The organism is Actinomadura sp. DC4, assembly GCF_030406325.1.
Classification (GTDB): Bacteria; Actinomycetota; Actinomycetes; order Streptosporangiales; family Streptosporangiaceae; genus Actinoallomurus.
In genome coordinates, this window is record NZ_JAUEQY010000038.1 from 21,399 (window position 1) to 46,748 (window position 25,350).

General features: G+C 72.9%; 17 protein-coding genes. 9 read left to right on the forward strand and 8 right to left on the reverse strand.

Features of this window, described 5'->3' with window-relative positions; all coding sequences use genetic code 11:
• The first annotated feature begins 8 nt into the window (after positions 1-8).
• From QWU11_RS40905 to QWU11_RS40935, 7 genes are read left to right on the forward strand one after another with little or no spacing between them, the layout of a single operon-like run.
• Positions 9-4,538: a type I polyketide synthase gene (locus tag QWU11_RS40905; protein ID WP_290119954.1), complete on the forward strand. Its 4,530-nt coding sequence runs from the start codon at positions 9-11 to the stop codon at positions 4,536-4,538.
• Complete coding sequence (locus QWU11_RS40910) at positions 4,535-6,013, forward strand: FAD-dependent monooxygenase (protein WP_290119955.1); 1,479 nt, start codon at positions 4,535-4,537, stop codon at positions 6,011-6,013. The genes QWU11_RS40905 and QWU11_RS40910 overlap by 4 nt, the downstream gene beginning before the upstream one ends.
• A gap of 45 nt (positions 6,014-6,058) precedes the next feature.
• Positions 6,059-7,087: a 3-oxoacyl-ACP synthase III family protein gene (locus QWU11_RS40915; protein WP_290119956.1), complete on the forward strand. Its 1,029-nt coding sequence runs from the start codon at positions 6,059-6,061 to the stop codon at positions 7,085-7,087.
• A 2-nt stretch (positions 7,088-7,089) separates the two neighbouring features.
• Positions 7,090-8,958, forward strand: a complete 1,869-nt coding sequence (locus QWU11_RS40920) for an HAD-IIIC family phosphatase (protein ID WP_290119957.1) — start codon at positions 7,090-7,092, stop codon at positions 8,956-8,958.
• The gene (locus QWU11_RS40925; RefSeq protein WP_290119958.1) at positions 8,955-9,176 is read left to right on the forward strand and encodes a phosphopantetheine-binding protein; all 222 of its coding nucleotides are present in this window, start codon (positions 8,955-8,957) and stop codon (positions 9,174-9,176) included. Before QWU11_RS40920 ends, QWU11_RS40925 begins: the two co-directional genes overlap by 4 nt.
• Positions 9,173-9,919, forward strand: coding sequence for a 2-oxo acid dehydrogenase subunit E2 (locus tag QWU11_RS40930; protein ID WP_290119959.1), 747 nt, complete (start codon positions 9,173-9,175; stop codon positions 9,917-9,919). Before QWU11_RS40925 ends, QWU11_RS40930 begins: the two co-directional genes overlap by 4 nt.
• Positions 9,912-10,973, forward strand: a complete 1,062-nt coding sequence (locus QWU11_RS40935) for an alpha/beta hydrolase (RefSeq protein ID WP_290119960.1) — start codon at positions 9,912-9,914, stop codon at positions 10,971-10,973. Before QWU11_RS40930 ends, QWU11_RS40935 begins: the two co-directional genes overlap by 8 nt.
• A gap of 3 nt (positions 10,974-10,976) precedes the next feature.
• Here the strand turns inward: QWU11_RS40935 and QWU11_RS40940 are convergent, their stop codons facing one another.
• Positions 10,977-12,221, reverse strand: a complete 1,245-nt coding sequence (locus tag QWU11_RS40940; protein WP_290119961.1) for a hypothetical protein — start codon at positions 12,219-12,221, stop codon at positions 10,977-10,979.
• A gap of 277 nt (positions 12,222-12,498) precedes the next feature.
• Complete coding sequence (locus tag QWU11_RS40945) at positions 12,499-12,849, reverse strand: hypothetical protein (protein ID WP_290119962.1); 351 nt, start codon at positions 12,847-12,849, stop codon at positions 12,499-12,501.
• Between the two features lie 309 nt (positions 12,850-13,158).
• On the opposite strand from QWU11_RS40945, the gene QWU11_RS40950 reads away from it, so the two are divergent.
• On the forward strand, positions 13,159-16,080 hold the full coding sequence (locus QWU11_RS40950; protein WP_290119963.1) for a hypothetical protein: 2,922 nt from the start codon (positions 13,159-13,161) through the stop codon (positions 16,078-16,080).
• Between the two features lie 4 nt (positions 16,081-16,084).
• Here QWU11_RS40950 and QWU11_RS40955 read toward each other — a convergent pair whose 3' ends face one another.
• The 6 genes from QWU11_RS40955 to QWU11_RS40980 all read right to left on the reverse strand — a co-directional run bounded on the left by QWU11_RS40955 (position 16,085) and on the right by QWU11_RS40980 (position 24,090).
• Positions 16,085-18,412: an aminotransferase class I/II-fold pyridoxal phosphate-dependent enzyme gene (locus tag QWU11_RS40955; protein WP_290119964.1), complete on the reverse strand. Its 2,328-nt coding sequence runs from the start codon at positions 18,410-18,412 to the stop codon at positions 16,085-16,087.
• A 15-nt stretch (positions 18,413-18,427) separates the two neighbouring features.
• Positions 18,428-19,219 (reverse strand): enoyl-CoA-hydratase DpgD, encoded by a 792-nt coding sequence (gene dpgD, locus QWU11_RS40960; protein WP_290119965.1) that lies wholly within the window; start codon positions 19,217-19,219, stop codon positions 18,428-18,430.
• Positions 19,216-20,526 carry a (3,5-dihydroxyphenyl)acetyl-CoA 1,2-dioxygenase DpgC gene (gene dpgC, locus QWU11_RS40965; protein ID WP_290119966.1) on the reverse strand — a complete coding sequence of 437 codons (1,311 nt, stop codon included), beginning with the start codon at positions 20,524-20,526 and terminating at the stop codon, positions 19,216-19,218. Before dpgC ends, dpgD begins: the two co-directional genes overlap by 4 nt.
• Positions 20,523-21,182, reverse strand: a complete 660-nt coding sequence (gene dpgB, locus QWU11_RS40970; protein WP_290119967.1) for an enoyl-CoA-hydratase DpgB — start codon at positions 21,180-21,182, stop codon at positions 20,523-20,525. Before dpgB ends, dpgC begins: the two co-directional genes overlap by 4 nt.
• Positions 21,183-21,193: 11 nt before the next feature.
• Positions 21,194-22,321 carry a 3,5-dihydroxyphenylacetyl-CoA synthase DpgA gene (gene dpgA, locus QWU11_RS40975; RefSeq protein ID WP_290119968.1) on the reverse strand — a complete coding sequence of 376 codons (1,128 nt, stop codon included), beginning with the start codon at positions 22,319-22,321 and terminating at the stop codon, positions 21,194-21,196.
• Between the two features lie 185 nt (positions 22,322-22,506).
• Positions 22,507-24,090, reverse strand: a complete 1,584-nt coding sequence (locus QWU11_RS40980; protein WP_290119969.1) for an MBL fold metallo-hydrolase — start codon at positions 24,088-24,090, stop codon at positions 22,507-22,509.
• Positions 24,091-24,488: 398 nt separating this feature from the next.
• Between QWU11_RS40980 and QWU11_RS40985 the strand changes: the two genes are divergently transcribed.
• On the forward strand, positions 24,489-25,334 hold the full coding sequence (locus tag QWU11_RS40985) for an alpha/beta hydrolase (RefSeq protein WP_290119970.1): 846 nt from the start codon (positions 24,489-24,491) through the stop codon (positions 25,332-25,334).
• The last annotated feature ends 16 nt before the right edge of the window (positions 25,335-25,350 follow it).

A 25,350-nucleotide genomic window follows, 5' to 3' on the forward strand; every position in this document is an offset into this window, starting at 1 on the left:
GGCGACTCATGACCAACGAAGAGAAGCTGACCGACTACCTCAAGTGGGTCACCGCGGACCTGCACAAGGCGCGGCGGCGCATCGCCGAGCTGGAGTCCGGGACGCCCGAACCGATCGCGATCGTCGGGATGGCCTGCCGCTACCCCGGCGACGTGTACGGCCCGGACGACCTGTGGCGGCTGGTGTCCTCCGAGACGGACGCGATCTCCGGCTTCCCGTCCGACCGCGGCTGGGACCTCGACGGGCTGTACGACCCGGACCCCGACCGGCTCGGCACCACGTACGCGCGCGAAGGCGGGTTCCTGCACCACGCGAACCACTTCGACGCCGGGTTCTTCGGCATGAGCCCGCGTGAGGCGCTCGCCACCGACCCCCAGCAGCGGCTGCTGCTGGAGACCGCGTGGGAGACGTTCGAGCGGGCCGGCGTCGACCCGGCCTCGCTGCGCGGCAGCCGTACCGGCGTGTTCGTCGGGATCATGTACTCCGACTACAGCGGCCGCCTGATGAACGGGGTCCCGGACGGGTTCGAGGGGCTGGTGGGGAACGGCAGCGCGGGCAGCGTCGCGTCGGGGCGGCTGGCCTACACCTTCGGGCTGGAGGGGCCCGCCGTCACCGTGGACACGGCGTGCTCCTCCTCTCTGGTCACGCTGCACCAGGCGTGCCAGGCCCTCCGCCAGGGCGAGTGCTCCCTGGCCCTCGCCGGCGGGGCGACGGTGCTGGCCACGCCCGGCATCTTCATCGAGTTCAGCCGGCAGCGCGGGCTGGCCCCGGACGGGCGCTGCAAGTCGTTCGCCTCGGCCGCCGACGGGACCGGCTGGGGCGAAGGCGTCGGCCTGCTCCTGGTCGAGCGCCTGTCCGACGCCGAGCGGAACGGGCACCCGGTTCTCGCCGTCATCCGCGGCAGCGCGGTCAACCAGGACGGCGCGAGCGCCGGCCTGACCGTGCCCAACGGCCCCTCCCAGCAGCGGGTCATCCGCCAGGCGCTCGCCGACGCCGGCCTGACCGCGACGGACGTGGACGCCGTCGAGGCGCACGGAACCGGCACCACGCTCGGCGACCCGATCGAGGCGCAGGCCCTGATCGCCGCGTACGGGCAGGGACGGCCCGCGGACCAGCCGCTGCGGCTCGGCTCGATCAAGTCCAACATCGGGCACACCCAGGCGGCGGCCGGCGCGGCGGGCGTGATGAAGATGGTCCTGGCGATGCGGCACGAGACGCTGCCCGCGACGCTGCACGTGGACGCGCCTTCGCCCGAGGTGGACTGGTCCGCGGGCTCGGTGGCCCTGCTGACCGAGCCGATCCCCTGGCCGCGCAACGGCCGCCCGCGCCGCGCGGGCGTCTCCTCCTTCGGCATCAGCGGCACCAACGCCCACGTCATCCTCGAAGAGCCCGGTGCGGCGGCCGGGGAACGCCCGGCGGCCACGCACACTGCGGGCCCGCTGCCGTGGGTGCTGTCGGCGCGCACGGACGGGGCGCTGCGGGCGCAGGCGAGCCGGCTCGGCGCGTTCCTCGCCGAACACCCCGGCACCGGCCCGGCCGACGTCGGCCTGTCGCTGGTCACGACCCGTACGGCGCACGACCACCGGGCCGTGCTGGTCGACGCCGGGGACGCCGCCCTGCGCGCCCTGGAGCACGGCGAACCCCACGCGAGCCTGGTCGAGGGCGTCGCGGCCCGTGACGGCCGGGTGGCCTTCCTGTTCACCGGGCAGGGCAGCCAGCGGCCGGGCATGGGCCGCGAGCTGGCCGCCGCGTACCCGGTCTTCGCCGAGGCCCTGGACGCGGCCTGTGAGCGGTCGGGCGAGCACCTCGACGTGCCGGTCCGCGACGTGCTGTTCGCCGAGAAGGGGTCGGAGAAGGCCGCGCTGCTCGACCGGACGGCCTACACCCAGGCCGCCCTCTTCGCGCTCGAAGTGGCGCTGTACCGCCTCGTGGAGCACTGGGGCCTGCGGCCGGACGTCCTGCTCGGCCACTCGATCGGCGAGCTGACCGCCGCGCACGTCGCGGGCGTGCTGTCGCTCGCCGACGCCGCGACGCTCGTCGGGGCCCGCGGGCGCCTCATGCAGGCCCTCCCCGCCGACGGCGCCATGGTCTCGGTACGGGCGCCGCTGGAGAGCATCCTGCCGGCGCTGGAGGGCCGCGAGCACGAGGTCGCCCTCGCCGCCGTCAACGGGCCGGACTCCCTGGTGGTCTCCGGCGACCGGGACGCCGTGCTGGAGCTGGAGACGCGCTGGAAGGGCCAGGGGCGCCGGACTCGGCGGCTGAACGTCAGCCACGCCTTCCACTCCCCGCGCATGGACGCAATGCTGGAGGACTTCCGCACGGTCGCCGAGGGGCTGTCGTACGCGCCGCCCGCGATCCCGGTCGTCTCGAACGTGACCGGGCGCCTCGCCACGGCCGAGGATCTCGGCTCGCCGGGCTACTGGGCCGAGCACGTGCGCCGGACCGTGCGGTTCATGGACGGCATGCGCTGCCTGGACGACCAGGGCGTCACGACCTACGTCGAACTCGGCCCGGACGGAGTCCTGTCCGCCATGGGACGCGACTGCCTGAGCGGCGCCTCCCCGGGCCGGGACCGCGTCCTGGTGCCAGTGCTCCGCGCGGACCGGCCGGAGCCCGCCGCGATGGTCGCGGCGCTGGCCGAGGCCTACGTCCGCGGCGTTCCGGTCGACTGGCGCGCCGGTTTCGAGGGGCGCGGCGCCCGGCCGGTCCCGCTGCCCACGTACGCGTTCCAGCGGCGGCACTACTGGCTGGACGCGCCGCCGGCCCGCGACGGCGCGGACCCGGCCGACGCCCGCTTCTGGGACGCGGTCGAACGCGAGGACCTCGCCGAGGCCGCCACGGCGCTCCGGCTGCCGGCGGACCGCCGGCGCGCCCTCGGTGACCTGCTGCCGGCGCTCTCGGGCTGGCGCAGGCAGCGCCGGTGGTGGTACCGGATCGACTGGCGCCCGGCCGCCGCCGCGCCGGCCGCGCCGCCGGGCGGCACCTGGGTCGTCGTCGCCCCGCAGGGGAGCCCGGGGACCGTCCTGGACAAGGCGCTGGCGGATGGCGGCGTCCGCGTCGTCCGGCTCGAGGTGCCCCCCGGCGAGCCGGACGCCGCGTCGCTCGCACGCCGGATCGGGACGGAGCTCCCGGACGGGGTGCTGTCGCTGCTGGCGTTCGACGAGACCGGCGGGGCGGCCGCGACGCCGGCCCTCTGGCAGGCCCTCGGCGACGCCGGGGTCACGGCGCCCCTGTGGCTCGCGACCCGCGGCGCGGTGGCGGCCGGCCAGGCCGATCCCGCCGCGAACCCGGACCACGCGCGGGTCTGGGGGCTCGGGCTGTGCCTCGGCCGGCGCGAACCCGGGCGGTGGGGCGGGCTGATCGACCTCCCGGACGACCTCGACGGACCCGCCGCCGTACGGCTGGCGGCCGTGCTGACCGGCGGCGAGGACCAGGTCGCGCTACGCGGGCCCGGCGTCTTCGTCCGGCGGCTGACGCACGCCGAACCGCCCGGCTGCCCGGCCGGGCAGGAGTGGGAACCGCACGGCACCGTGCTGCTCGCCGGGGACGTCGCGGCGCTCGGTGCGCCCGTCGCGCGGTGGCTGGCCGGAAACGGCGCCGGGCATCTGCTCGTGGCGGACTCGGCGGGCGGTTCCGGCCTGGACCGGGTGCGGGACGCGCTGGACGGCTCACCCGCCACGCTCGCCGCCTGTGACCCCGCGGACCGGGACGCCCTGGCCGCCCTGCTCGACGCGATCCCGGCCGGGCGTCCGCTCACCGGCGTCGTCTTCGTGCCCGAGGGCCTGCGGGACCCGTTCGGCGCACCGGAGGCCGACGACCCGCCGGACCGCACCGTACGAGCCGCGGTGAACCTGGACGAGCTGACCCGGGACCACGACCTGGCGGCGTTCCTGATCCTCCCCTCGATCGTCGGCCTGGTCGGCGCGCCGGACGCCGTGCGGCACGCGCCGGAGCACGCGTTCCTGGACGCGCTGGCCCGGCGGCGCCGCGAGGCCGGACGGCCCGCGACCGTCGTCGCCTGGGGCCTGCCGGCGCCCGGGGACGGCCCGTCCGCGGAGCAGGTGATCGGGGCGCTCGCGCCGGCGGCGGCGCGGAACGGGCCCACGGCCCTGGTCACGGACGTCGACTGGGCGGCCCAGGCGGGTCGCCCGCCTGCCGCCCTGCTGCGTGACCTTCCCGAGGTGCGCCGGACCGCCGAGGCGGCCTCCGCGGACACGGCCGGCCTGGCGCGCGAGGCGGAGGCGTGGCGGGCCAGGTTCGCCGCCGCGCCGGAGGCCGGGCAGGAGGCGCTCGTCCTGGACCTGGTGCGCGCGCACGCGGCGGCGGTCCTCGGCCACGACGCGCCGGACACGATCGCGCCCGACCAGCGGTTCCTCGAACTCGGCTTCTCCTCCTTCACCTCGCTGGAACTCAGCCGGCGGCTGGCGGCGGTCGTCGGCCGGGAGATCCCCGCCGCGGCGATCTTCGACACGCCGACGCCGGCCGCCCTCGTCTCATACCTGCGCGCCGAGCTGGCGCACGAAAGGAGCACCTCATGAACTGCACGGTCGTCATCTCCGGCGGCGGTCCCGCCGGACTCATGCTCGCGAGCGAGCTCGGCATGGCCGGCGTGGACACGGTCGTACTCGAGAAGGAGCACGACCGGGAGACCGGCTCGAACCTGCGCTCCACCATGCTGCACGCGCGGGCGGTCGACCTGCTGGAGCGGCGCGGGCTGATGGAGCGCATCGGCAGGGACGCGTTCGTCAAGTGGCCGCTCATCCACTTCGCCAACTTCTGGCTCGACCTGCAGCCGCTGCTCGAACACGAGTACTCCCTCATCGTCCCGCAGACGCACACGGTCTCGGTGCTGGAGGAACGCGCGCGCGAGGTCGGCGCCGACATCCGCCGCGGGCACGAGCTGACCGGCGTGACGCAGGACGAGGACGGCGTCACCGTCCACGTACGGTCCGGCGGCGAGGAGTACCGGATCGACGCGCGCTACCTCGTCGGCTGCGACGGCGAGGACAGCGCCGTCCGGCGTCTCGCCGGGTTCGAGGCGCCGCAGAGCGGCATCACCTGGTACGGCGTCCTCGCCGACTACGAGAACGCCTCGGCCGAGCCCGCCTCTCCCACCTACCCGGGCGGCCTGTTCGCCAGGACGCCCCACCCGTACAAGCAGGGCTGGGTGCGCACGATGACGATGGAGCTGGGCGTCGACGCGCCGGGCCCGGAGGTGCCGGTCACGGTCGAGGAGCTGCGCACGGCCGCGGAGCGGATCACCGGCGAGAAGCAGGAGCTCGGCCCGCCCACCTGGGCGTACCGATACACGAACCGCACCCGGCTCGCCGCGCGCTACCGGGACGGCCGGGTGTTCCTGGCCGGCGACGCCGCGCACGTCCACTACTTCGCCGCCGGCCACGGCGTCAGCACCGGCCTGCACGACGCCGTGAACCTCGGCTGGAAGCTGGCGGCCGAGGTACGCGGGCAGGCCCCGGCCGGTCTGCTGGACACCTACCAGACCGAACGCCACGCGGTCGGCCGCCGCGCGTGCGTGAGCGCGGAGGCGCAGCTCGCGCTGCTGCACCCGCCGGAGCGGGTCGCTCCCCTGCGGGAGCTGTTCGAGGAGCTGGTCCGGTTCCCGGACGTGAACCGGCACCTCGTCGGCGTCATCACCGACGTCCGCTACCCGTTCGAGCACACCGGGGCGACGGCGCATCCGCTGCTCGGAGCCCCGGTGCCCGACGCGCCGCTGAAGACCGCGGACGGTGAGACGACCCTCGCGGCCACGCTCCGTAACGGGCGCGGCGTCGTGCTCGACCTCCGCGACGGCTCCGGGGGGATCTCCAGGTGGGAGGACCGGGTCGACCTCGTCGCGGCCACGCCGGTCGCCGGCCTCGACGCAGCGCGCCTGCTCGTCCGCCCCGACGGGCACGTCGCCTGGGTGGACGCGGACGGTACCGACGACGAGGGCCTGCGTACCGCGCTGACCACCTGGTTCGGGGCGCCCGCCGACGAGCAAGAGGCGCTTTAGCCATGCCACCGACGATGAAGAGCACGTACGGAAGGACCTGGAGCGATGCCTGACACGTACATCCGTTCGGTCGGGACCGCCCTGCCAGGCCCGCCGATCGACAACGCCGCGCTCGCCCGGCGCTTCAACCAGGGCGCCGTCTGGCAGCAGTGGGTCGAGTCCTTCGTCGGCACCCGCGTCCGCCACCTCGCGCTGGACCTGGAGACCGGCGAGCAGCGCAGCTCTCTCGCCGATCTGGGCGAGGCCGCGGCACGGCGCGCGCTGTCCGGCGCGGGCGTCGACGCCGCGTCGGTCGACCTCGTCGTCATGGGCACCGCCACCCCGGACGCGCTCATGCCCGCGACCGTCAACCTGATCGCCGACCGGCTCGGCATCAACGAGGTGCCCGCGTACCAGCTGCAGTCGGGATGCACGGGCGCGGTCCAGGCGCTCGACGTGGCGCGGCAGATGCTGCTGACCGGACGGCACCGGACCGCGCTGGTCCTCGGCGGCGACGTCTGCGCCAAGCACTTCGACGTGAACCTCGACCTCGCCGGGCGGCCGCCGGCCGAACAGGTCAACGGCGTGCTGTTCGGCGACGGCGCGGGCGCGGCCGTGATGAGCGTCGATCCCGGCGCCGGGCTCCCGCTCCGTATCGAACACGTGCTACTGCGGCTCACCGGCATGAACCGGCCGCCCGGGCAGGTCGTCGACTGGTTCGGGATGGCCGACCGCGGCGACGAGCGGCCCGGCGTCCTCGAGGACTACAAGGCCATCGAGGAGTCGGTGCCGGACATGGCGGTGGAGATCCTGGAGGAGATGCTCGCCGACCTGGACTGGAAGCGGAGCGAGCTGGCGTACCTGCTGCCGCCGCAGCTCTCCGGGCGGATGACGCAGCGGATCAGCGAGCGGATGGCCGTGCCGGACGCGCGGGAGGTGAGCTGCGTCGCCGACACCGGGAACAACGGCAACGCGCTGCCCTTCCTCCAGCTCGAACAGGCCCTGCCCCTCATGTCGCCCGGCGACCGGTCCGTCCTGGTCGCCGTGGAGTCGAGCAAGTGGATCAAGGCCGGTCTGGCGTTCGAGGCCGGGTGACCATGAGCGCGGGCCGACTTGGCGAGCTGCACCGGGCCGGGCGCCTCGCCGCTGAGTATCCGCAGGTCTCCGGGGTGCTGGCGGACCTGTCCGGGCCCGACCTCCTGCGCGCGGGCCACCTGCTCGCGCGACTCGACCCGGACGAGGTACTCCGTGAGCATCCCGGCGTGCCGGTCGTCACCGTCGCGATCACCGGCCACGGGACGCTGGCGCCGCTGGTTCCCGCCCTGACCGCCGAGCTGGCCCGGCACGGCGTCGTCCTGCGGTCCTGCGTCTCCGGCTTCGACGGCTACGTCTTCGACCTGTCGGACCCGGGCAGCGACCTGTACGCGGCGGGAGCCGACCTGACGCTCTGCGTCCTCGACCCGGCGGTCGTGTTCGACGAGGTGCCGGTGCCGTGGCGGCCCGCCGACGTCGAACGGGTGGCCGCGGAGAAGCTCGGCCTGCTCACCCGGCTGGCCGGGCGCTTCGCCGAGGCCGGGCGCGGCACCCTCGTGCTCAACACCCTGCCGCTCCCCCGCCACCTGGCCGCCCAGCTCACCGACCACCGTTCCCGCGCCCTCCTCGGCGCCGTGTGGCGGGAGGCCAACGCGCGCCTGCTCCGCCTCGCCGAGACCCGTACGGAACTGGTCGTGCTGGACCTGGACCCGCTGCTGGCCGAGGGCGTCGCGGCGCACGACCCGCGGCTGGACGCCTACGCCAAGGCGCACCTGTCCCCGGACCTGCTCGCCCGGTACGCCCGCGAGGTAGGCCACCTCGCCCGTGAGGTCGCGGGCCGGACCAAGAAGTGCCTGGTGCTGGACCTGGACGAAACGGTGTGGGGCGGGGTGCTCGGCGAGGACGGCGCCGACGGCATCGAGGTCGCCGACGGGCACCGCGGCGAGGCGTTCCGGTCCTTCCAGCGGGTGGCCAAGCAGATCGCGTCGCAGGGCGTGCTGCTCGCCGCGGTCAGCAAGAACGACCCCGAGCCGGTACGCGCGGTGCTCCGCGACCATCCCGGGATGACGCTGCGCGAGGAGGACTTCGTCCGGGTCGTCGCGAACTGGCGGCCCAAGCACGAGAACCTCCGCGAGCTGGCCGAGGCGCTCAACCTGGGCGTGGACGCCTTCGTGTTCGTCGACGACAGCGCGTACGAGTGCGGGCTGGTGCGGCGTGAGCTGCCCGGCGTCGCGGTGGTGCGGGTGGACGACGAGCCCGCCCGGCACGTCGAGCGGCTCCTCGCCGACGGCTGGTTCGACGTCCGTACGGTGACCGCGGACGACCGCGCGCGCGTGGCGCGGTACCGCGACGAGCTGACCCGCAAGGACTTCCTCGACGGCTTCGACTCGATCGAGGACTACCTTCGCGAGCTGCGGATCACGGTACGCGTCTCGGCGGCGGAGGAGCCCGACGTGCCGCGCGTCTCACAGCTCACCCTCCGTACGAACCAGTTCAACCTGACCACCCGGCGGCTTCAGCCGGCCGAGGTCCGGGCGCTGGTCGAGGACCCGTCGGCGTACGCGATCGCCATCCGCGCCGCCGACCGGTTCGGGGACAGCGGGCTGGTCGGGGCGGTCTTCGCCTCGCGGGACGGCGACGCCGTGACGATCGACAACTTCCTGCTGAGCTGCCGGGTGTTCTCGCGCGGCATCGAGCAGGCGGGCCTGTCCGCAGTGCTGCGCACCGCCCGCGAATCGGGGGCCACCGCCGTGTACGGCGTCTACCGGCCGACCGCCAGGAACGGCGTGGTCCGCGACTTCTATCCGCGCTACGGCTTCCGGCCGGTCGCGGAAGACGGCACGGCGGTGACGTACCGGCACGACCTGGCCGACATCGTGCCCGCCCCCGGGCACATCGACCTGACCGAGAACCTGAACGGGAGGACCCCATGACCATCGACGACTTCGCCGTGTTCGTACGCGACGAGATCGGCCTGGACGTGACACCCGCGGACGTCGGCAAGAGCTTCGACGAGCTGCCCGGATGGGACTCGGTGCACCTGCTGAGCCTGCTGACCGCGCTGGAGCGCAGCACCGGCCGTCCGCTGTCGCTTCCGGACCTGCTGGACGCCGCGAGCCTCGAACAGATCTACGCGAAGGCGGTCTCATGAGACGCGAACCGGTCGCGCGCGAGCGGCGGCACACCCTCCACTTCCTGGAGGAGGTCCGCTCTTTCGCGCCGGTGTTCCTGGACACCGAGATCGACATGACCGCGGTGACCGGGCACCGGGCCGCGGCCGGCCGGAAGTACTCGGTCGTCACGTACGTGCTGCTCGCGGCGGCGCGCGCTCTCAGCAAGCATCCGGAGGCGAACGCGGCCATCCGCGGGCGGCGCCGGCCGAAGATCGCACGGTTCGACACGGTCTCCGGGAAGCTCACCCTGGACCGGACGCTCAACGGCCACCGGATCGTGCTGTCGGCGGTACTCCCCGACCTGGACCGGGCAGGTCTGGACGAGGTGCAGGCCGAGGTGGACCGCTACCGCGACGGCGACCCGGCCACGATGCCGGACTTCGCCGGGGTCCGCGCCCTGCACCGGATGCCCTGGCCGTTCGGGTCCACGGTGTTCCGGCTCGCCGCCCGCCCGCTCGCGCGGCGGCCGGAGATGCTGGGGACCTTCGCGGTCACCTCCCTCGGGCACCGCCCGGTCGACGGCTTCCACTCGGTGGGCGGGACCACGATCACGCTCGGGGTCGGGCGGATCGCCGACCGGCCCGTCGCGCGGGACGGCGAGGTGGTGATCGTCCCGGCGATGCGGCTCAGCCTGGCGTTCGACCACCGGGTGATCGACGGCGCGGAGGCCGCCGACCTGCTCGCGGACATCAAGGACGGCCTGGAGGCTTTCAATGAATGACGTCGGTGAGCTGAAGGAGTTCGCGACCGTGCACGCGCGGGCGCAGAACATCCGCCGCTACCGGGACGTTCTCGACCGCATCGACAGCGACGAGGACGGCGGTCCGGGCTCGTGGGCCGGTGAGTGGAGCCGGGCGGCGGAGGAGTTCGCGGCACGCCCCCTGGAGGCGTGCCGGCGCTACAACATGGCCCGGTTCCCGTACGTGGACGGCCCCGCGCGGCTCCAGGCGCTGCGGCGGTGCGTGGAGTCCTTCGACGAGTGGCGGCAGGGCCAGAAGGACGTTACGCGACTCGATCTGGACCTGGAGGGGGGACGGGTCGGCGCCTGGGCCACCGGCCTGTCGTCGCCCGAACCCCGGCCCCTCGTCCTCATCATGGGCGGAATCGTCAGCGTCAAGGAGCAGTGGGCGCCGGTGCTCGACGCCATCCGGGGCCTGGGCATGGCCGCGGTCGTCACCGAGATGCCCGGCGTCGGGGAGAACACCCTCCGCTACACGCCCGAGAGCCGGCGGATGCTGTCCGGTCTCCTGGACGCCCTCGAGGGGCGGGCGGACGTCTCCCGTACGTACGCGATGGCGCTGAGCTTCGGCGGGCACATGGCGATGCGCTGCGCCGTGGAGGACCGGCGGATCCGCGGGATCGTGACGACCGGCGCGCCGGTTCGCGCGTTCTTCACCGACGCCGCGTGGCAGCGGCAGGTGCCGGACGTCACGATGGACACCCTCGCCCACCTGACCGGCACGAAACGCGCCGACCTGCCCGACCGCCTCGCCGCGTGGGCCCTGACCGACGACCAGCTGGCCGCGCTGGACATCCCGGTGCACTACGCGGCGAGCCGCCGAGACGAGATCATCCCCGCCGAGGACGTAGACCTGCTGCGGCGGAAGGTGCCCGGACTGTCCGTGCTGGAACACGACGACGTGCACGGCTCGCCGCACCACGTGACCGAGACCCGCCTGTGGTCCGCCTGGTCGGTGCTGCGGATGGCCGACACGATGCCCGTACAGCGAGCCCTGGCCGGCGGGCTCCTCCGCCTGTTCCGGATGTTCCGTTAGCCGCTACGCGCCGACCGGGGGCGCCGGCCGTGAGTAGTAGACCTTGACGCTTCCGCAGCCTCTGGCCAGGCTCCGTACGGGCCCGGTCACCGGCACCCGGATCTCGTCGAAGGCGGCGATCGAGACCAGCCCGCCGATGGGCAGGCTGCGCAGCATCTGCTGGGCGGCCCCGGGAGGCGGGTCCTCCCAGAGGATGCACACCATCCGCACCGTGACCGCGACGCCATTGGTGTTGTGCAGGAGCAGGGTGTCGAAGTCCTGGGGTGCCTCGGTGAACCGGGTGCCCAGCAACCGGCGCGCGTGCAGCTCCTCGGCGGCGCTCGCCGGCCGCCTCAACCGGTCCCTGTGTCGTACGGTCACCCTGACGTCGGCGACGTCGCGGAAGCCGGGCCCGTCGAAGGCGAGCACGTCGATCCCCGGCGAGCGGGGCGGCAGGACCACCAGCCCGCGGTCGCTCCCGTACGCGGTCCGTACCGTGACGCCCGGGAGCACGTGCCCGGCGCGGTCGAGCGGGACGAACCCCAGGGTCGGCGCCGTGGCGGTGAGCCCGTAGTTGGTCATGTGGAGGACCTGGTCGATGTAGCCCGGGCCGGTGGTCCGCTTGAAGACGAAGGCGATCTCCGGGTCCGGGCTCGACGGCACGATGTTGACGATGACGGCGCCGAACAGCACCACCCCGAGGCCGAGGCTCGCCAGCGTGATCCACAGGCGCGCGGACCGCCGGGCCCGCTCCTGCTCCGGTGGGGTGTCACGGATGAGGAACCCCTTGAGCCCCGAGGACGGCTCGTACGCCTCCCGCAGCCGGCCGGCGATCTCGACGACCTCCGCCGCCGGGCGCGCGAGGCGTCCGGCGCGCACGGCGATCGGGGCGCCGAACCGCCGCAGGTTCGCGTGGACCTCCGGGCGGGCGGGGAGCGCCACGTCCTCCAGCGCCTGGCCGGGTTCGCCGACGCGTACGACCAGCCGGCGACCGCGCTGCTCGACCGCCGTCACGTTGGACCACGAGAGGCGCATCTCGTACTTGTGCCAGGTGATCTCGTCCGCGGCGAGGGTCAGGCCACGCCTGGCGCGCAGGGCGGTCAGGATCGCGTTCGTCTCCAGGAGCGCGATGCCGGGGATCCACAGGACCATCGGCCCTCCGGCGTCCCAGCCGAGAAACCACCTGAGCGCGATGGCGACCGGCCAGAACACCGGCCAGAACCACACGGCGTGGCTTCGGTACGCGATCCGCTCATCCTGCGATGCCATCGTTGAAATCCCCGTCATCGTTCCCGCTCCCCCGGCTCAGCGACGAAGATCATAAAGCCGGATACGCCGGGATGGTACGAATTTCACGGCGACTCGCACGGCCGGGCCGGGCTCAGTGCCGGTCGGCCTTCTGCAGGATGGGCCGAGGCCAGGGGTGCCGAAGTCGTCGACGACCATTATCTTGGCCTGCGCCATGTACCAGATCCGCTCCGTACCGGAGACGCCGGCGGGCGGTCCTCTGTCCGGGGAGCCGTTCTTGAGACAGGGCACGCGCCATTCACGGTAGGCCGCCGATCGGCTTGGTGCCACTCGCGAGGAGTCTGACGCCTTCGCTCGGCTCCTGTGCCGGTTCGAGGCCCGGGTGGCCGGGGCACGAGGTGCCCTCCCCTTCTTCACGCCACTGCGACGCACGAGGCAGCCCGAGCTTGAGGGGAATGACTCCCGGGAACATGGGTTGTTTACCGTAGGCGACGAAAAAGCCCGGACACGCAATCCGCTGGCCGGCGGGGGTCTTGTAGCCCACGAAACGGAAGTCGAGCCGTAGCCCGGCCGCTCGGACCTTGTCCCGGATCGCCTTCCGTACACGGCCCTGGTCCTGGGTGCAGGCGTCGGCGCCGTGGCCGGTCATCGCGACCCCCGCAAGGCGTCAGGCCCGGAGCATCCCTGAATAAAGGCATAAATAACCATATGCTTCGCAGTGAACGGCCCCTACTCCATTTGCACTCCGCCACACTCGGCCGGATAACCGCCACCACGCGACACAATGGCGCGAATTACCCTCTCAAAGTAATCACGGCGTTGCCGACGTCGGTTATGGACGCTCAGAAGGCCCCTTATAGGACTAGCACTCAAGGACGATATATACACAATGACCTGACACAAAGCAGCGTCAACGCATACGCTCCGACCAGGCCATCACAACGGGAGGGACCGGAGAGTGGGCACTGCCCCGGGCATCGAGCCGCCGGAAGGGTACGTGCTGAACACCGAGGAGGGCCGCCAGCTCCTCGCCCTTTTCGGCTCACTGATGGCGGTCAGGTCCTGGCGGCTGAGCGGCCAGCCGTTCCCCGTGATCGTTCTCGATGCCACCGAGCCTCAGGCGAATGTCGGCGCGTACGTCGACGCGCTCGAACAGGCCGCCGTCGAGGCCCGCATCCCGCACACGAGCCCCATTCTCGACACGGACGCGGAAGACGCGGAACTCACCCTGCTCGACACGATGTCCGAGTCCAGCGCCTGGCGGTCGGCCCGGCCCGAGATCGGACCGCTGCGGTTTCCCCGTTCCAACCTGGTCAAGTCCCTGGAGCGGGCCATCGAACGCGCCCGCGAGAACAACACGAGCCCCGCCGACGAGTGGAGCGCCGCGGACGCGCTGTCCTCCTCGTCCCGGCGTCCGAACAAGGCGCCGGTCTGGTGGTCCACGATCGGCGTGGTCGCCGCCGCCCTGCTGGGCGGCTTCGCGCAGGGCCTGGCCGACAAGGTGACGATGGCCGTCCTGCTCGTCGGCGCCGGAGTGCTGGTGGCCCTGCTGTTGCTGGCCGCCGGGCTGCTGACGCGCCGGCTGTGGCTGCCCGTCCTGACGCGGCTGGGGTTCGGCACGCGCTATCGCTGGTTCGCCACCTCCTCGTTCTTCTCCGTGCTCGGCGGCACCGGGTTCGAGGACAGGCTCAAACGGGTGCTCGGCCGGATGACCGCCAAGCGTGGCGCGGACCAGTTCCGGCTGCAGCTGAAGTCCTTCGCCTTCCTGGAGGACCTCCGCGCGGCGCACCGCAGGCTGTCGCCGAACCTTCGCGGGTTCAAGCGGCCGGTGCCGCCGGTGGTGTTCCTGGCCGGCATCACGAAGGAGAACGGCGGCATCGAGCTGCTGTCGGCGATGAGCGACATCCGCAGCCGGCGGAGTGAGCTTCATCCGCTGCTGGTGATCGCCTCCGTCGACCACGCAAACCGTCACGAGCTCGACGAACTCGCGGCGCCCCAGCACGAGACCGACGTCTCCATCGAGGACCGCTACCGCGACTGGGAGGCGTCCCTCGGCATCGCACAGGCGCCCAGCCAGCAGGTGCCGCTGCCCTGGGTGCTGCGGCTGCCCATACCGCCCCGGCGGCCGGGCCGCAACCCGGCCAACCCGCTGCCGGTACGACGGCGCCCGCGCTGGACCTGGCTCTGGTCGCGCCGGTCTCTCGTGGCCGCGCTGCTCGTGACGGCCGTGGGGATGTCCTACCTCCACATGCGCCTGACGTCGGAGTACTGCCACGTCGGCTTCCCGTTCTCCCCCAACACCGACTCCCGGCTGCGTACCGACGCCGACGGCAGCCGTGAGTGCGTCGGCGTCGCGACCGACGGCGTCCGCTTCGACCGCGGAACCGGCAGCATCGGCATCGACGGCAACCGCGCGCGGCCGCACGAGACCGCGGATCTCGCTCTCTCCCACGGCGACTTCACCCTCGCCGACCTGCAGAGCCGCATCGAGCGCGAGAACAAGGCCATCGCGGGCCTGCGCCAGCCGTACGTGACCGTGCTCTACGCGGGCATCCTGAGTGCCGCCGAGGGTCACGACGGAAGCGTGGTGAGCGGTATCCGATCGCTCGCCGGTGCCTACCTGGCCCAGCTCGGCAACAACCACACCGGCGGGCCGGGCTCGGCCGGGAACCCGCCGAAGATCCGCCTGCTGCCGGTCAACGTCGGCGAGAACATGTACTTCTCGCGAGAGGTCGCCGACCAGATCCTCGCCCTCGCACGACGGGACCCGACGATCGTCGGCGTCGTCGGCATGGAGCGCAACACCGACGCCTCCCAGGACGCGATCACCCGGCTGAACCACGCCGGGCTGGCGGTCGTGGACACCGTCAACTCCTCCGACCAGTTGCCGATGCTGTCGCACTACTACGGGCTCGCGGCCACCGACCACGACGAGGCGGTGCTCGCGGCGTACGCGGCGCGTGAGGCGCTCGGGCGCCGCGCCGCCCACACGATGATCGTCTCGCACGCGCCCGCTCCGTTGAAGGACGACCGGAGCACTCCCGCGAAGGACAACTACAGCGCCGAGCTGGCCGCCGACGCCCAGCAGCAGCTCGGGTCCGACGAGACGACGGCCGTCCGCTACAACAGCGCGGGCGACATCGGCGGGCGTGTCAGGACGGCGTGCACCGCGGCGGCCGACGACCCGTACGACCTGATCTACTTCGCCGGCCGCGCCGAGGACCTCTACAACGTGATCAACAATCTGGGCGGCGGCGGGTGCGCGAAACGGCCGCTGACCCTGCTGGGCGGCGACGAGATCGCGCGGGCGCACTTCGGCAGCGGCCGCCAGGACGTCGCGCTACCGCCGGGGATCAACGTCTACTTCACCAGCGCCACCTATCCGAAGAACCTCACCGCCCACGGCCGGGACCGCAGCAACCCCTTCTTCACGCTCGCCCGGAACGACCTCGGCATCGCCTCGACGGACCAGACGCTGCTGGCGGACGGTCAGATGGCGCTGACCTATGACGCGACGTCGGTGCTCGCCCTGGCGGCGCAGAAGGCGTTCACCACCCTCGACCTCACCTCACCCGACGACTCGGTGAGCCCCGGCAGCCGGGCGGTCACCTCGGGCGGTGTCCTGCTGGAGCTGCCGTCCCTCGTGTGGACCGGCGCCGCGACCGGCACCGTCGACTTCACCAAGGACGCCCACGACTCGTACGGGCCGGGCAACCGGGGGCTCACCCTCGTCCGCGTCACCGTCGACGGTCACGGCGCCGCGACGTACCGGCCGATCTGCGGGCAGATGAACGGCGGCGGCAAGGTCGCGGACCTGCCGCTCCTGCACCTGCCCAAGAACGCCTCCGACCGGCGCGAGCGGCCCGTCTGCACCGGTTGAGGACTCATCGGCGCGTCGCGGCCTCGGACTCGATGAAGGCGGACAGCCGGGAGACGCCCTCCTCCGCGTCGGCGTGCGTCAGGTAGCTCGTGGACAGCCTGATCATGTGATCGCCGCCGCCGTGGGGGTGGAAGTACGACATCGGGGTCCAGATGACGCCGAAGTCCTGCGCGGACCTGGCGAGGGCGGCGTTGTCGGCGCGGAACGGCACCTTCATGGCCAGGAAGAAGCCGCCGGCCGGGGCGTTCCAGCTCACGCCCAGCCGCGCCCGGCGTTCGGGCGCGAACACCCGCTCCAGCGTCTGGAGGGTGAAGCGCATGGTGTCGCCGTAGTACGCGGCCGTGTCCGCGTTCAGGTCCCCCACCCGGCCCCCTGACTGCAGAAGCGCGCCCGCCACCGCGGCCTGGCTCAGCGCCGAGGTGTTCACCGTGACCATGCTCTTGATCTTGGCGAGCTCGGCCGCCAGCAGTCCCGTGGTGCCGTCGGGCCGCTGGACCGGCTGGTCGGCGACCACGTATCCGACGCGCGCGCCCGGGAAGACGGTCTTCGCGTACGAGCCCAGGTGGATCACCCGGCGGTTCCGGTCGAGGGACTTCAGCGTCGGGACCTGGGCACCGGGACTGACCAGCCGGTACGGGCTGTCCTCCAGGATGAGCACGTCCTGCCGTTCGGCCAGGTCGAGCAGCGCGTATCTCGTCTCCAGCGGCGTGGTCAGGCCGGACGGGTTGGAGTGGTCGGGGATCACGTACACCGCGCGGGGCCGGCGTCCACGGGCGCGTTCGGCGAGGATCGCGGCCTCGACGTCCGCGCATGACAGGCCGTCCTCGCGCTCCTCGACCGCGACGACGTCGGCGTCCAGCAGCCGGGCCGCGCCGGTGATGCCCATGAAGGACGGGCTGGAGACCAGCACCACGTCGTCGGGGCCGGCCAGGAGCGCGCGCAGCGTCAGGAACATCGCCTCCTGGCAGCCCACGGTGACCACGATCGACTCCGGCGGGACGTCGATGCCCTCCTCGGTACGGAGCGAATCGGCGACGAGTCCCCGGATCAGGCCGGCGGACGGCCCGTACTGGAACACCGTGTCGCGCACCTGGGCCGGCGTGCGACCGGTGGCGGCGAGGTGGTCGAGGTAGCGGCGGATGTAGGTGAAGATCTGCTCGGTGTCGAAGAACCCGTCGTACGGCCGGCCGGGCGCGAACGAGACGGCCTCGGGGTAGCGCAGCGTCACCTCGTTCAGGAAGTTCAGCGTGTCCATGACCGGGTCGGCGACGCTCGCGTGCAGGTCCGCCAGGCGCAGCGCGGGCCCGCGTTCCCGGGCCGGCGGCGGCGCGGCGACGTCGGCGACCGCGCCGTGGCCGGCGTAGGCCATGGCGGTCCGGAGCTCGTCCAGCAGGATGGTGAGGACGCGTGCCACGCCCTCGGCCGCGCCGACCGACAGGCCGTGCAGCACCGGACGGCCGAGCAGGACCGCGTCGGCACCGAGCGCGAGGGCCGCGAGCACGTCCTGGCCGCGGCGTACGCCGCCGTCGAGCAGGACCGGCAGGCGTCCGGCCACCGCCGAGGCGACCTCGGGCAGGGCGTCGAGCGTGGCCGGGACGCCGTCGCGCCCGCCGTGGTTGGAGACCACGACACCGTCCGCGCCCGCGTCGGCGGCGTGGCGCGCGCCGGCGCCGGTCAGCACGCCCTTCACCACGACGGGCAGCGACGTGACCGAGCGCAGCCACTCCACGACCGGCCAGTCGGGGCCGGGGTCGAACGTGATCCGGGCGGGCCCGGCGCAGCCCTTCGCGCCGAGGTTGGTCGGGGTCAGGCCGGATGGCAGGCGCAGGTCGCCGGCCGCGTCGCCGCCGGCGTGCGGGGTGCCGAAGGTGAGGACGAGCGCCTCGAAGCCCGCGTTCTCCGCGCGTTCGACGAGCCGGCGCAGGAGCGGCCGGTCGTGCAGAGAGTAGACCTGGAGCCAGAGCGGCACGCCGCCCTCGGCCGCGAGTTCCTCCAGGGTCCGGCCCGCGAAGGTGCTGACCACGACCGGGACCCCGCCCGCGGCGGCCGCTCCCCGTACGGTGGCGAGCTCTCCCAGCGGATGCGCCAGGGCCTGGTAGGCCAGCGGCGCCACCGCCACCGGCGCCGCCCATGAACGGCCGAGGATCTCGGTGGCGGTGTCCGGCCGGAGCGCGGTGCGCGTGGGCGCGGACTCCGCCCGCACCTGTTCGAAGGCCTTGAGGTTGGCGGCGAGCGCGCGTTCCTCGGCGGCGCCGCCCTCCATGAGCTCCCAGGTCGCGGAGCTCATCTGGGCGTGCGCGAGCCGGGCGAAGTCGCTGAGTGTCCATTCCATTGAGAAACCCCGTCGCTAGTGGCCGTTCCAAATGGGGTCGCGCTTCTCCGCGAACGCCCGGGCGCCCTCGATCGCGTCGTCGCTGTGCCGGCGCCGTTCCTCCCACGTGTAGTCGCAGGAGAACGCCTCCTCCAGCGGCATGTCGACCGACCTGAGGACGCTCTCCTTGATGGCCCGTACGGAGAGCGGCGCGCTCCGGACCAGGTCGGCGGTCCACTCCGCGACGCAGGCGTCCAGCCGGTCGTACGGGACGACGTCGTTGACGAGGCCGTACCGCAGTGCCGTCTCGGCGGTCAGCCGGCGGCCGGTGAGCAGGTGGCCCATCGCGAGCTTCAGCGGCAGTTGCCGGGCGAGCCGGAAGGCGCCGCCCGCGCCCGGCACCAGGCCGAGCCGCGCCTCGGGCAGCCCGAAGACCGCCTCTCCGGAGGCGACGATCAGGTCGCAGGCCAGCGCCAGCTCGAAGCCGCCGCCCAGCGCGTAGCCGTGGACCCGCGCGATCACCGGCGTGGACATCGTGAAGCGCTCGGTCAGCCGTGGCCAGCCCGGCTGCCCGCGGCTGCCGAACGTCGTCGGCGCGGCGCCCTCCGCCTGGAGCCGGGCCCGTTCCTTCAGGTCCTGGCCGACGGAGAAGGCGCGATCGCCCGCGCCGGTCAGCACCGCGACCCGTACGTCGTCGTCGGCCTCGACGTCGTCCCACACTGCCCGCAGTTCCTCGTGCATGCGCAGGTCCATGGCGTTGAGCACGGCGGGCCGGTCCAGCGTGACGTGGGCGACGTGGTCCTTCTTCTCGTACCGGACGCGGCTCATGACGGCCGCCCGAAGCGGCCGGCCTTGTCCAGCACGTCCGTGCCGTAGAGCCGCAGCGACTGCTGGAACGCGAACTCGGCCATGTAGGCGCGGAACGCCTCCACCGGCTCGATCGCGAGGTTCAGCATGTGCCGGTTGGCGACCACGGCGGGGGCCGCGAACCGTTCGACCGCGCGCTCGACGGCGGCGTCGAGCTCGGCGCTCTCGTGCGTCTCGTCGATCAGCAGCCGGGCGTCCGGTTCGGTCGCCCAGATCCGCCGGCCGTCGAGGATCATCCCGCGGGCGAACCGGCCGCCGGCGGCCAGGCCGAGGCGGAGGTTCGCGGCACCCGGGATGATCCCCTCTTTGGCGGCGGGCAGGCTGACGAACGCGTCGGACGCGGCGAGAACGTGGTCGAACACCAGCAGCAGCTGCGCGCCGCCGCCGATGGCGAAGGTGTCCACGGCCGCGACCCAGGGTTTCTGCGTCGCCGGCGACCGCCAGCCGTCGTCGACGCGGATCCCGCGCAGGATCTTGTGGATGTAGCCGAGCTCGCGTCGCAGCAGGAAGTCCACCAGGGAGATGCCGCCGGCGTGCAGGGCCTTGAGGTTGATGCCCGCGCTGAACACGCGCCTGCCCCGGTAGCGGGGATGGGTCATCTCGCCGCCGCGCAGCAGGCAGACCCGTACGGCGGGGTCGAGCAGCGCCAGGTCGACGGCGGTCTCCATGTCCTCGACCTGCCGGTCGTCCTCGGCGTTGAGGCAGTCGTCGCGGCACATGGTCAGGCGCGCCACGCCGTCGGCGCGCACGAGGCGTACCGATCCGAGGTCGGCCTCACCGGTCTCGGCGAAGGCGGGCAGCAGGGCACGGGCGCGTGGTGTCGGCCGCAGCATCGCGTCGATCACGTGGGGGCCGGCGAGCGGTGACCGCAGGAGGCCGCGGAAGAAGATGCCCTGGTCGACCTCGTGGCCCTCCTTGGCCGCCTGCGGCCGGGCGCGCTCGGCCGCGAGCCGCTCCGCGCCGGGCACCAGGCCGGGGAAGGCCTCGGCGGCCTGCTGGGCGAGCTCGGCGATGCGCGGGTGGCGGGTGCCGCCGCCGGTGAGCTCGTCGTGGACGGCGTCGGCGAACCGGTCCATGAAGCACCCCCGCAGCGTACGGGCCTCGTCCAGGGCCGCCTCCGCGTCCGCGCGCTGCTCGGGTGAGCGTTCCCCGGGCAGGGGCAGGCCCGCGAGCCGCTCGTCGGTACGCCCGGCGACCTCGGCGACCGCGGCGCGCGCGGCGGCCAGGTCGAGGTCCGGCGACCAGGTCCTGACGTCGGCGGCGGTCACGACGCGGCCTCCACGGTGCCGCGGCGCAGCGTACGGTCGCAGGCCGCCAGGTGGGCGCCGAGGGCCTCCTCGAAGGTGGCCGTGGCCGCCTCCGACATCAGCTGCCGCCGGATCGCCAGCTCGCTCCCCGACACGGTCGCGGCCCGTTCGCCGAGGACGGTGCCCGGCTCGTCCGCCAGTTCGTCGAGCAGGTGGAGCGCCAGTGCGTCGGTGGCCGTGACGGGGGTGCCGAACAACACCGCGCGGCGGATCGGGGCGGCGTTCGCGCCGTACTGGGCGAGGCGGTAGAGCGCCATCCCCGGCCAGGTCGCGCCCGCCCGTACGGGCACGACCAGGCGCGTCGACCGCGTGGCGACGCGGTAGTCGGTGGCGAGCAGCACGTCCAGGGCGAGGCCGCCGCAGTCGCCGCCGGCCACGCCGATCGTGATCGCGGGCAGGCGTTCCAGCCGGCGCAGCGCGCGTTCCCACTTGCTGACCAGCGCCACCGTCAGCTCCTCCGGCACGTCCCCGCCGGGCGCGCCCGACAGGTGGACGACGACCCGGCTCCGCCCGCCGCGATCCTCGGCGGCGTCGCAGACGGCGGTGACGCCGGCCACCGCCTCCGGGGTCAGCGGCCGCCGGCCGTCGATCGTCAGGACCAGGTCGTCCGGGGTCATCCGGTTCTCCCTCACCACTGCACCAGCGCGGTCTCGATGGTCGAGCCGGGTCCCATGGTCATCAGGACGCCGTGGTCGCCGGGGCCGGTGACGCCCTCGGCGAACAGCCGCTCGTAGGAGAACAGGAAGGAGGCGCTCGACACGTTGCCGTAGTCGCGCAGGACGCCGGTCGTGTGCCGTACGTCGTGGCGGGTCAGGCCGAGGTTGACCCGTACCGCGTCGATGACCTTCTTGCCGCCGGAGTGCACCAGCCAGTGGCGCACGTCGCTGCGGCGCAGCCCGGCGCCGGACAGGAGACGGTCGACGACCTGCTCCGCGTTGGCGCCGACGACGTACGGGATGTCCGGATCGAGGTAGAAGCTGAACTTGCCCTGCGCGTCGTCCCAGTCGTAGCGCATCGCGCCGATCGCCTCGCTGATGAGGTGGCTGGCGAACCCGAGGATGCGCGGGTTGCCGGCGCGCGGCGGCACCTCGAGCGCGGCGTACGCGGCGTCGGGCGGGTCCGCCATCACGGCGACGGCCGCGGCGCCGTCGCCGAACAGGCTGTTCACGACGGCCGTACGCATGGAGCCGTCGATGACGTACGCGGCCGAGCAGGCTTCCGCGCACAACAGGACCGCGACCTTGCCGGGGTTGGCGGCGGCCCAGCCGGCGGTGGCGTTCAGGGCGTTCAGCCCGGCGTTGCAGCCCATGCCGACCACGTCGAGGCGGCCGGCGGTGTGGGGGAGGCCCATCTCGCGGATGAGGTGAGCGCTCAGGCCCGGGGTGAGGAAGCCGGTCGTGGTGACGCAGCAGAGGTGGTCCACGTCGGCGAGCGTGAGCCCGGCGTTGTCCAGGCAGGCCCGTACGGCGTCCGCGCCCATGCCGAGGGTGAGCCGCTTGTGCTTGGCGAGCAGCGCGCCCTGGGGCTCGGAGACGCGAATGCCGTCGGAGTCCTGCGGCGGGAGCACGAGGTGGCGCCGCTCGATCGCGCTGTTGAGGAACACCGAACGGACACGTGGATCGGTGATGGCGAAGAGGTCGAGGAGCTCGGCCTGGGAGTGGGACTCCCCCGTGGTCGCCGTGCCGACGCCCACGATCCGGGCGCCTCCGGTCGTCTTGGCGGGGCCGGTCTCCGATGCCTGCGCGGTGATCGTCACCGGAACGTCCACCCCCACATACGGGGCTTACTGCGGATCAGCTGAACCAGTGTGAACATCGCCGTCCTTCCTGAGCGATGACGGGCGCGGCGCGCCGGGGCCGTGGGTCAGGGGTCGTGGAGAAGGGTCCGCCCGCCCCGGCGGCCGTGGCCGCTCGGAGCGGGCGAGGACGTGATCGGGGGCGGCTACCAGCGCCACTCCTGCTGCCCGTAGAGGTGGCCGGCCGGGATGTCGTGCTCCTTGCACCAGGCCAGGAACTCCTCGATCTGCTTGATCTGGTAGGTGTCCTCGTTGTACGTCGTGGCCATGACGTGGCCGAGCCAGGGCTCCTCGCCCATGGCGTAGACGTACGCCTCGCGGGCCCCGAACTCGGTCATGATGGCGGCGGCCTGCTCGGCGTTGGAACCGGACAGCTTGCGCGAGTCGCTCATCCTCTTCGTGACCGGGACCGTCAGCAGCGCCTGGTAGAGCCAGGTCAGCGGCGCGCCGTCGCACTCCATGCCGAGGAAGGCCAGGTCGGCGGTGCCCAGGTGCTGGCGGACGTAGCGGTAGAGCGCGGGGTCGATTCCGGAGGAGTCGGCGCCGACGAAGACCTTCTTGCCGGCCAGCTCCACCCAGTAGGTCGACTTGGCGCGGATGTCGAGGTCGCAGTGCTCGCCGAGGAACGGCGTCGCGGTGACCTTGCCGCCGGGGAACTCCAGCTCGTCGAAGTCGTCGACCTCGGCGACGGGGAAGCCCGCGTACCTGAGCATCAGCGCCATGGACGGGTCGGACAGGTTGCCGCGGGAGGAGCGCGGGAGGACGACCTTGCCGACCCGGCCACGCAGCTGGAGCAGCGTCTCCAGCACGATGTGGTCCTGGTGCCCGTGCGTGATGATCACCAGGTCGATGAAGTCCGGCAGGTCGTCGAGCGTGTAGCGGTCTCCGGCGGTGCTGTCGGCGCTGATGAACGGGTCGGCCACGACGGCGCCGTCCGGTGTCTGCAGGACCAGGCAGGCGTGCCCGAAGTAACGGATGCGGCCGCCCGCATCGATGTGGCGGTCCTCGGCGAGCGAGGGCCGGTCGCTCAGCATGGTCGCCAGCCGCTGCGCCTGTGCGTCGTCGAGTTCGAGGGCCTCGCGCAGGTGGCCGAGAGTGGTCGGGTGGACCCGTGCCTTGAACAGCTCTTCCAGGCCGGAGTGCCGGAACGGGATGCCGAGCTCCAGGACGTCCGGTGAGGTCAGCCGGGGCGTGCTCAGGATGAACGGGCGCTCGACGCCGGTCTCGAACGACAGCTGCACCGACTGGCGCGACTCCTGGTAGAAGTCGCTGATGTAGGTGAGCGGTTCGATGAAGCGCATCTGCGCCTGGTTGTCGGTGTCGTAGGCCAGCTCGACCAGGCCGCCGAGCTCGGGGGGCAGCTTCGGGTACAGCGGGGTCAGGTCGAAGCCGGTCGCGTTGGCGCGCAGCAGGTCCTGGCCGGCCGCGATCGCCTCGGCGAACCTCAGGATGTGCGCGCGGTCCCGCTTGATCGTGGCGAGCAGGTCGCGCACCTCGTCCGCGCGCTCCTCGGCGATGTTGATGAAGTAGCCGCCCCGCAGGTCCGGATTGTTACTGGCCGCGACGTGCACCTGGGGCGACTGCAGGTAGGACTCCAGGAGCGGCACCTGCAGAAAGGCGAGGTTCATCGCCGACTGGATCGGCGCCAGCGTGTGCGGCCAGGCGAAGAACCGGTCGACCAGCGGCTCGACAATGACCTTTGACTTGAGGAACAGCGATTCATCGGCCATCTGCCCGACCTCCAGGAAAAGACTACAGAAGGGAACGGCTCGTTCAGAGGGAAACACGCCGGCGAAGAAAGCGTGAATTCACGGCACCGAGCGGAGTGCCGTTCAAAAGGATGCCCCGGAAGCGGGCGATCGGACAATGGCCGGTGAACGGCGGCGCCTGCCCGAGGTGTTCAACTGTGCCCGGGGGGCAGTTGAACACCCGCTCAGACGGCCGATCCGCCGATATTGATCCTTACGGCCGGATGGTGACATGGTAGCCGCCCAGCCGCTTTACCCGTTACCTGGATCTGTCTCCGCCCACCCATATTTTCGCGACAAGAAGGGTGCCTTACCCGTGGCCCGAAAACCGAGACGCGGCGGAAAGAACCCCGCCCCGATCGAGAAATGATCGGCCTTTAATGCCTTTCGTCGAGACCAACGGCATCCGGCTGTCGTACCAGCGCACGGGCCGGGGCGAGCCCGTTCTCCTCATCATGGGCTCCTCCGCCGCCGGCCACGTCTGGCGCATGCACCAGACGCCCGCGCTGGAGCGGGCCGGCTACGAGACGATCACCTTCGACAACCGCGGCATCCCGCCGTCGGACTCGCCCGGGGGCGACTACTCCCTCGCCGAGATGGTGGCCGACACCCGGGGGCTGATCGCGGAGCTGGCCATCGGCCCCTGTCACGTCGTCGGGGCCTCGCTCGGCGCGATGATCGCGCAGCAACTCGCGCTCGAGTCGCCGGGGCTGGTGCGGTCGGCGGTGCTGCTCGCGACCCGGGCGCGGTCGGACGCCTACCGGCGGGCGCAGTCGGCCGCCGACCGCGAGCTGCGCGAGAGCGGCATCCGGCTGCCGAGCCGCTACCAGGCCGCCAAGACGGTGCTCGAGATGCTGTCGCCCACGACGCTGGATGATGACGACGCCGCCGCGATGTGGCTGGAGATCTTCGAACTCTCCGGTGGCACCGCCGCCGGTCAGGCCGCCGCGGCGGAGGACCGGGGCGACCGGCGGCCGGCGCTGCGCGGGGTCGGCGTGCCCTGCCGCGCGATCGCGTTCGCCGACGACCGCGTCTGCCCGCCCCACCTGGTCGCCGAGGTGGCCGATGCCATCCCGGACTGCGATCTGGTGGAGATCCCCGGCGCCGGCCACATCGGGTACCTGGAACGGCCCGAGCCCGTCAACGCGGCCATCATCGGTTTCCTCGACGAGCGCCGCGAACGGGCGAAGCGTCCCCCGGCGCGAACCAAGGCGGACGCGCAGTGAGCGAGGGGCGGATGAG

Bases quoted from the DNA above. Each gene is read 5' to 3' on its own strand.
- QWU11_RS40935 (WP_290119960.1), top strand. From the start codon at position 9,912: ATGAATGACGTCGGTGAGCTGAAGGAGTTCGCGACCGTGCACGCGCGG.
- QWU11_RS40955 (WP_290119964.1), bottom strand. From the start codon at position 18,412: ATGGAATGGACACTCAGCGACTTCGCCCGGCTCGCGCACGCCCAGATG.
- QWU11_RS40910 (WP_290119955.1), top strand. From the start codon at position 4,535: ATGAACTGCACGGTCGTCATCTCCGGCGGCGGTCCCGCCGGACTCATG.
- QWU11_RS40925 (WP_290119958.1), top strand. From the start codon at position 8,955: ATGACCATCGACGACTTCGCCGTGTTCGTACGCGACGAGATCGGCCTG.
- QWU11_RS40915 (WP_290119956.1), top strand. From the start codon at position 6,059: ATGCCTGACACGTACATCCGTTCGGTCGGGACCGCCCTGCCAGGCCCG.
- QWU11_RS40940 (WP_290119961.1), bottom strand. From the start codon at position 12,221: ATGGCATCGCAGGATGAGCGGATCGCGTACCGAAGCCACGCCGTGTGG.
- QWU11_RS40985 (WP_290119970.1), top strand. From the start codon at position 24,489: ATGCCTTTCGTCGAGACCAACGGCATCCGGCTGTCGTACCAGCGCACG.
- QWU11_RS40920 (WP_290119957.1), top strand. From the start codon at position 7,090: ATGAGCGCGGGCCGACTTGGCGAGCTGCACCGGGCCGGGCGCCTCGCC.
- dpgB (WP_290119967.1), bottom strand. From the start codon at position 21,182: ATGACCCCGGACGACCTGGTCCTGACGATCGACGGCCGGCGGCCGCTG.
- dpgD (WP_290119965.1), bottom strand. From the start codon at position 19,219: ATGAGCCGCGTCCGGTACGAGAAGAAGGACCACGTCGCCCACGTCACG.
- QWU11_RS40905 (WP_290119954.1), top strand. From the start codon at position 9: ATGACCAACGAAGAGAAGCTGACCGACTACCTCAAGTGGGTCACCGCG.
- QWU11_RS40930 (WP_290119959.1), top strand. From the start codon at position 9,173: ATGAGACGCGAACCGGTCGCGCGCGAGCGGCGGCACACCCTCCACTTC.
- QWU11_RS40945 (WP_290119962.1), bottom strand. From the start codon at position 12,849: ATGACCGGCCACGGCGCCGACGCCTGCACCCAGGACCAGGGCCGTGTA.
- QWU11_RS40980 (WP_290119969.1), bottom strand. From the start codon at position 24,090: ATGGCCGATGAATCGCTGTTCCTCAAGTCAAAGGTCATTGTCGAGCCG.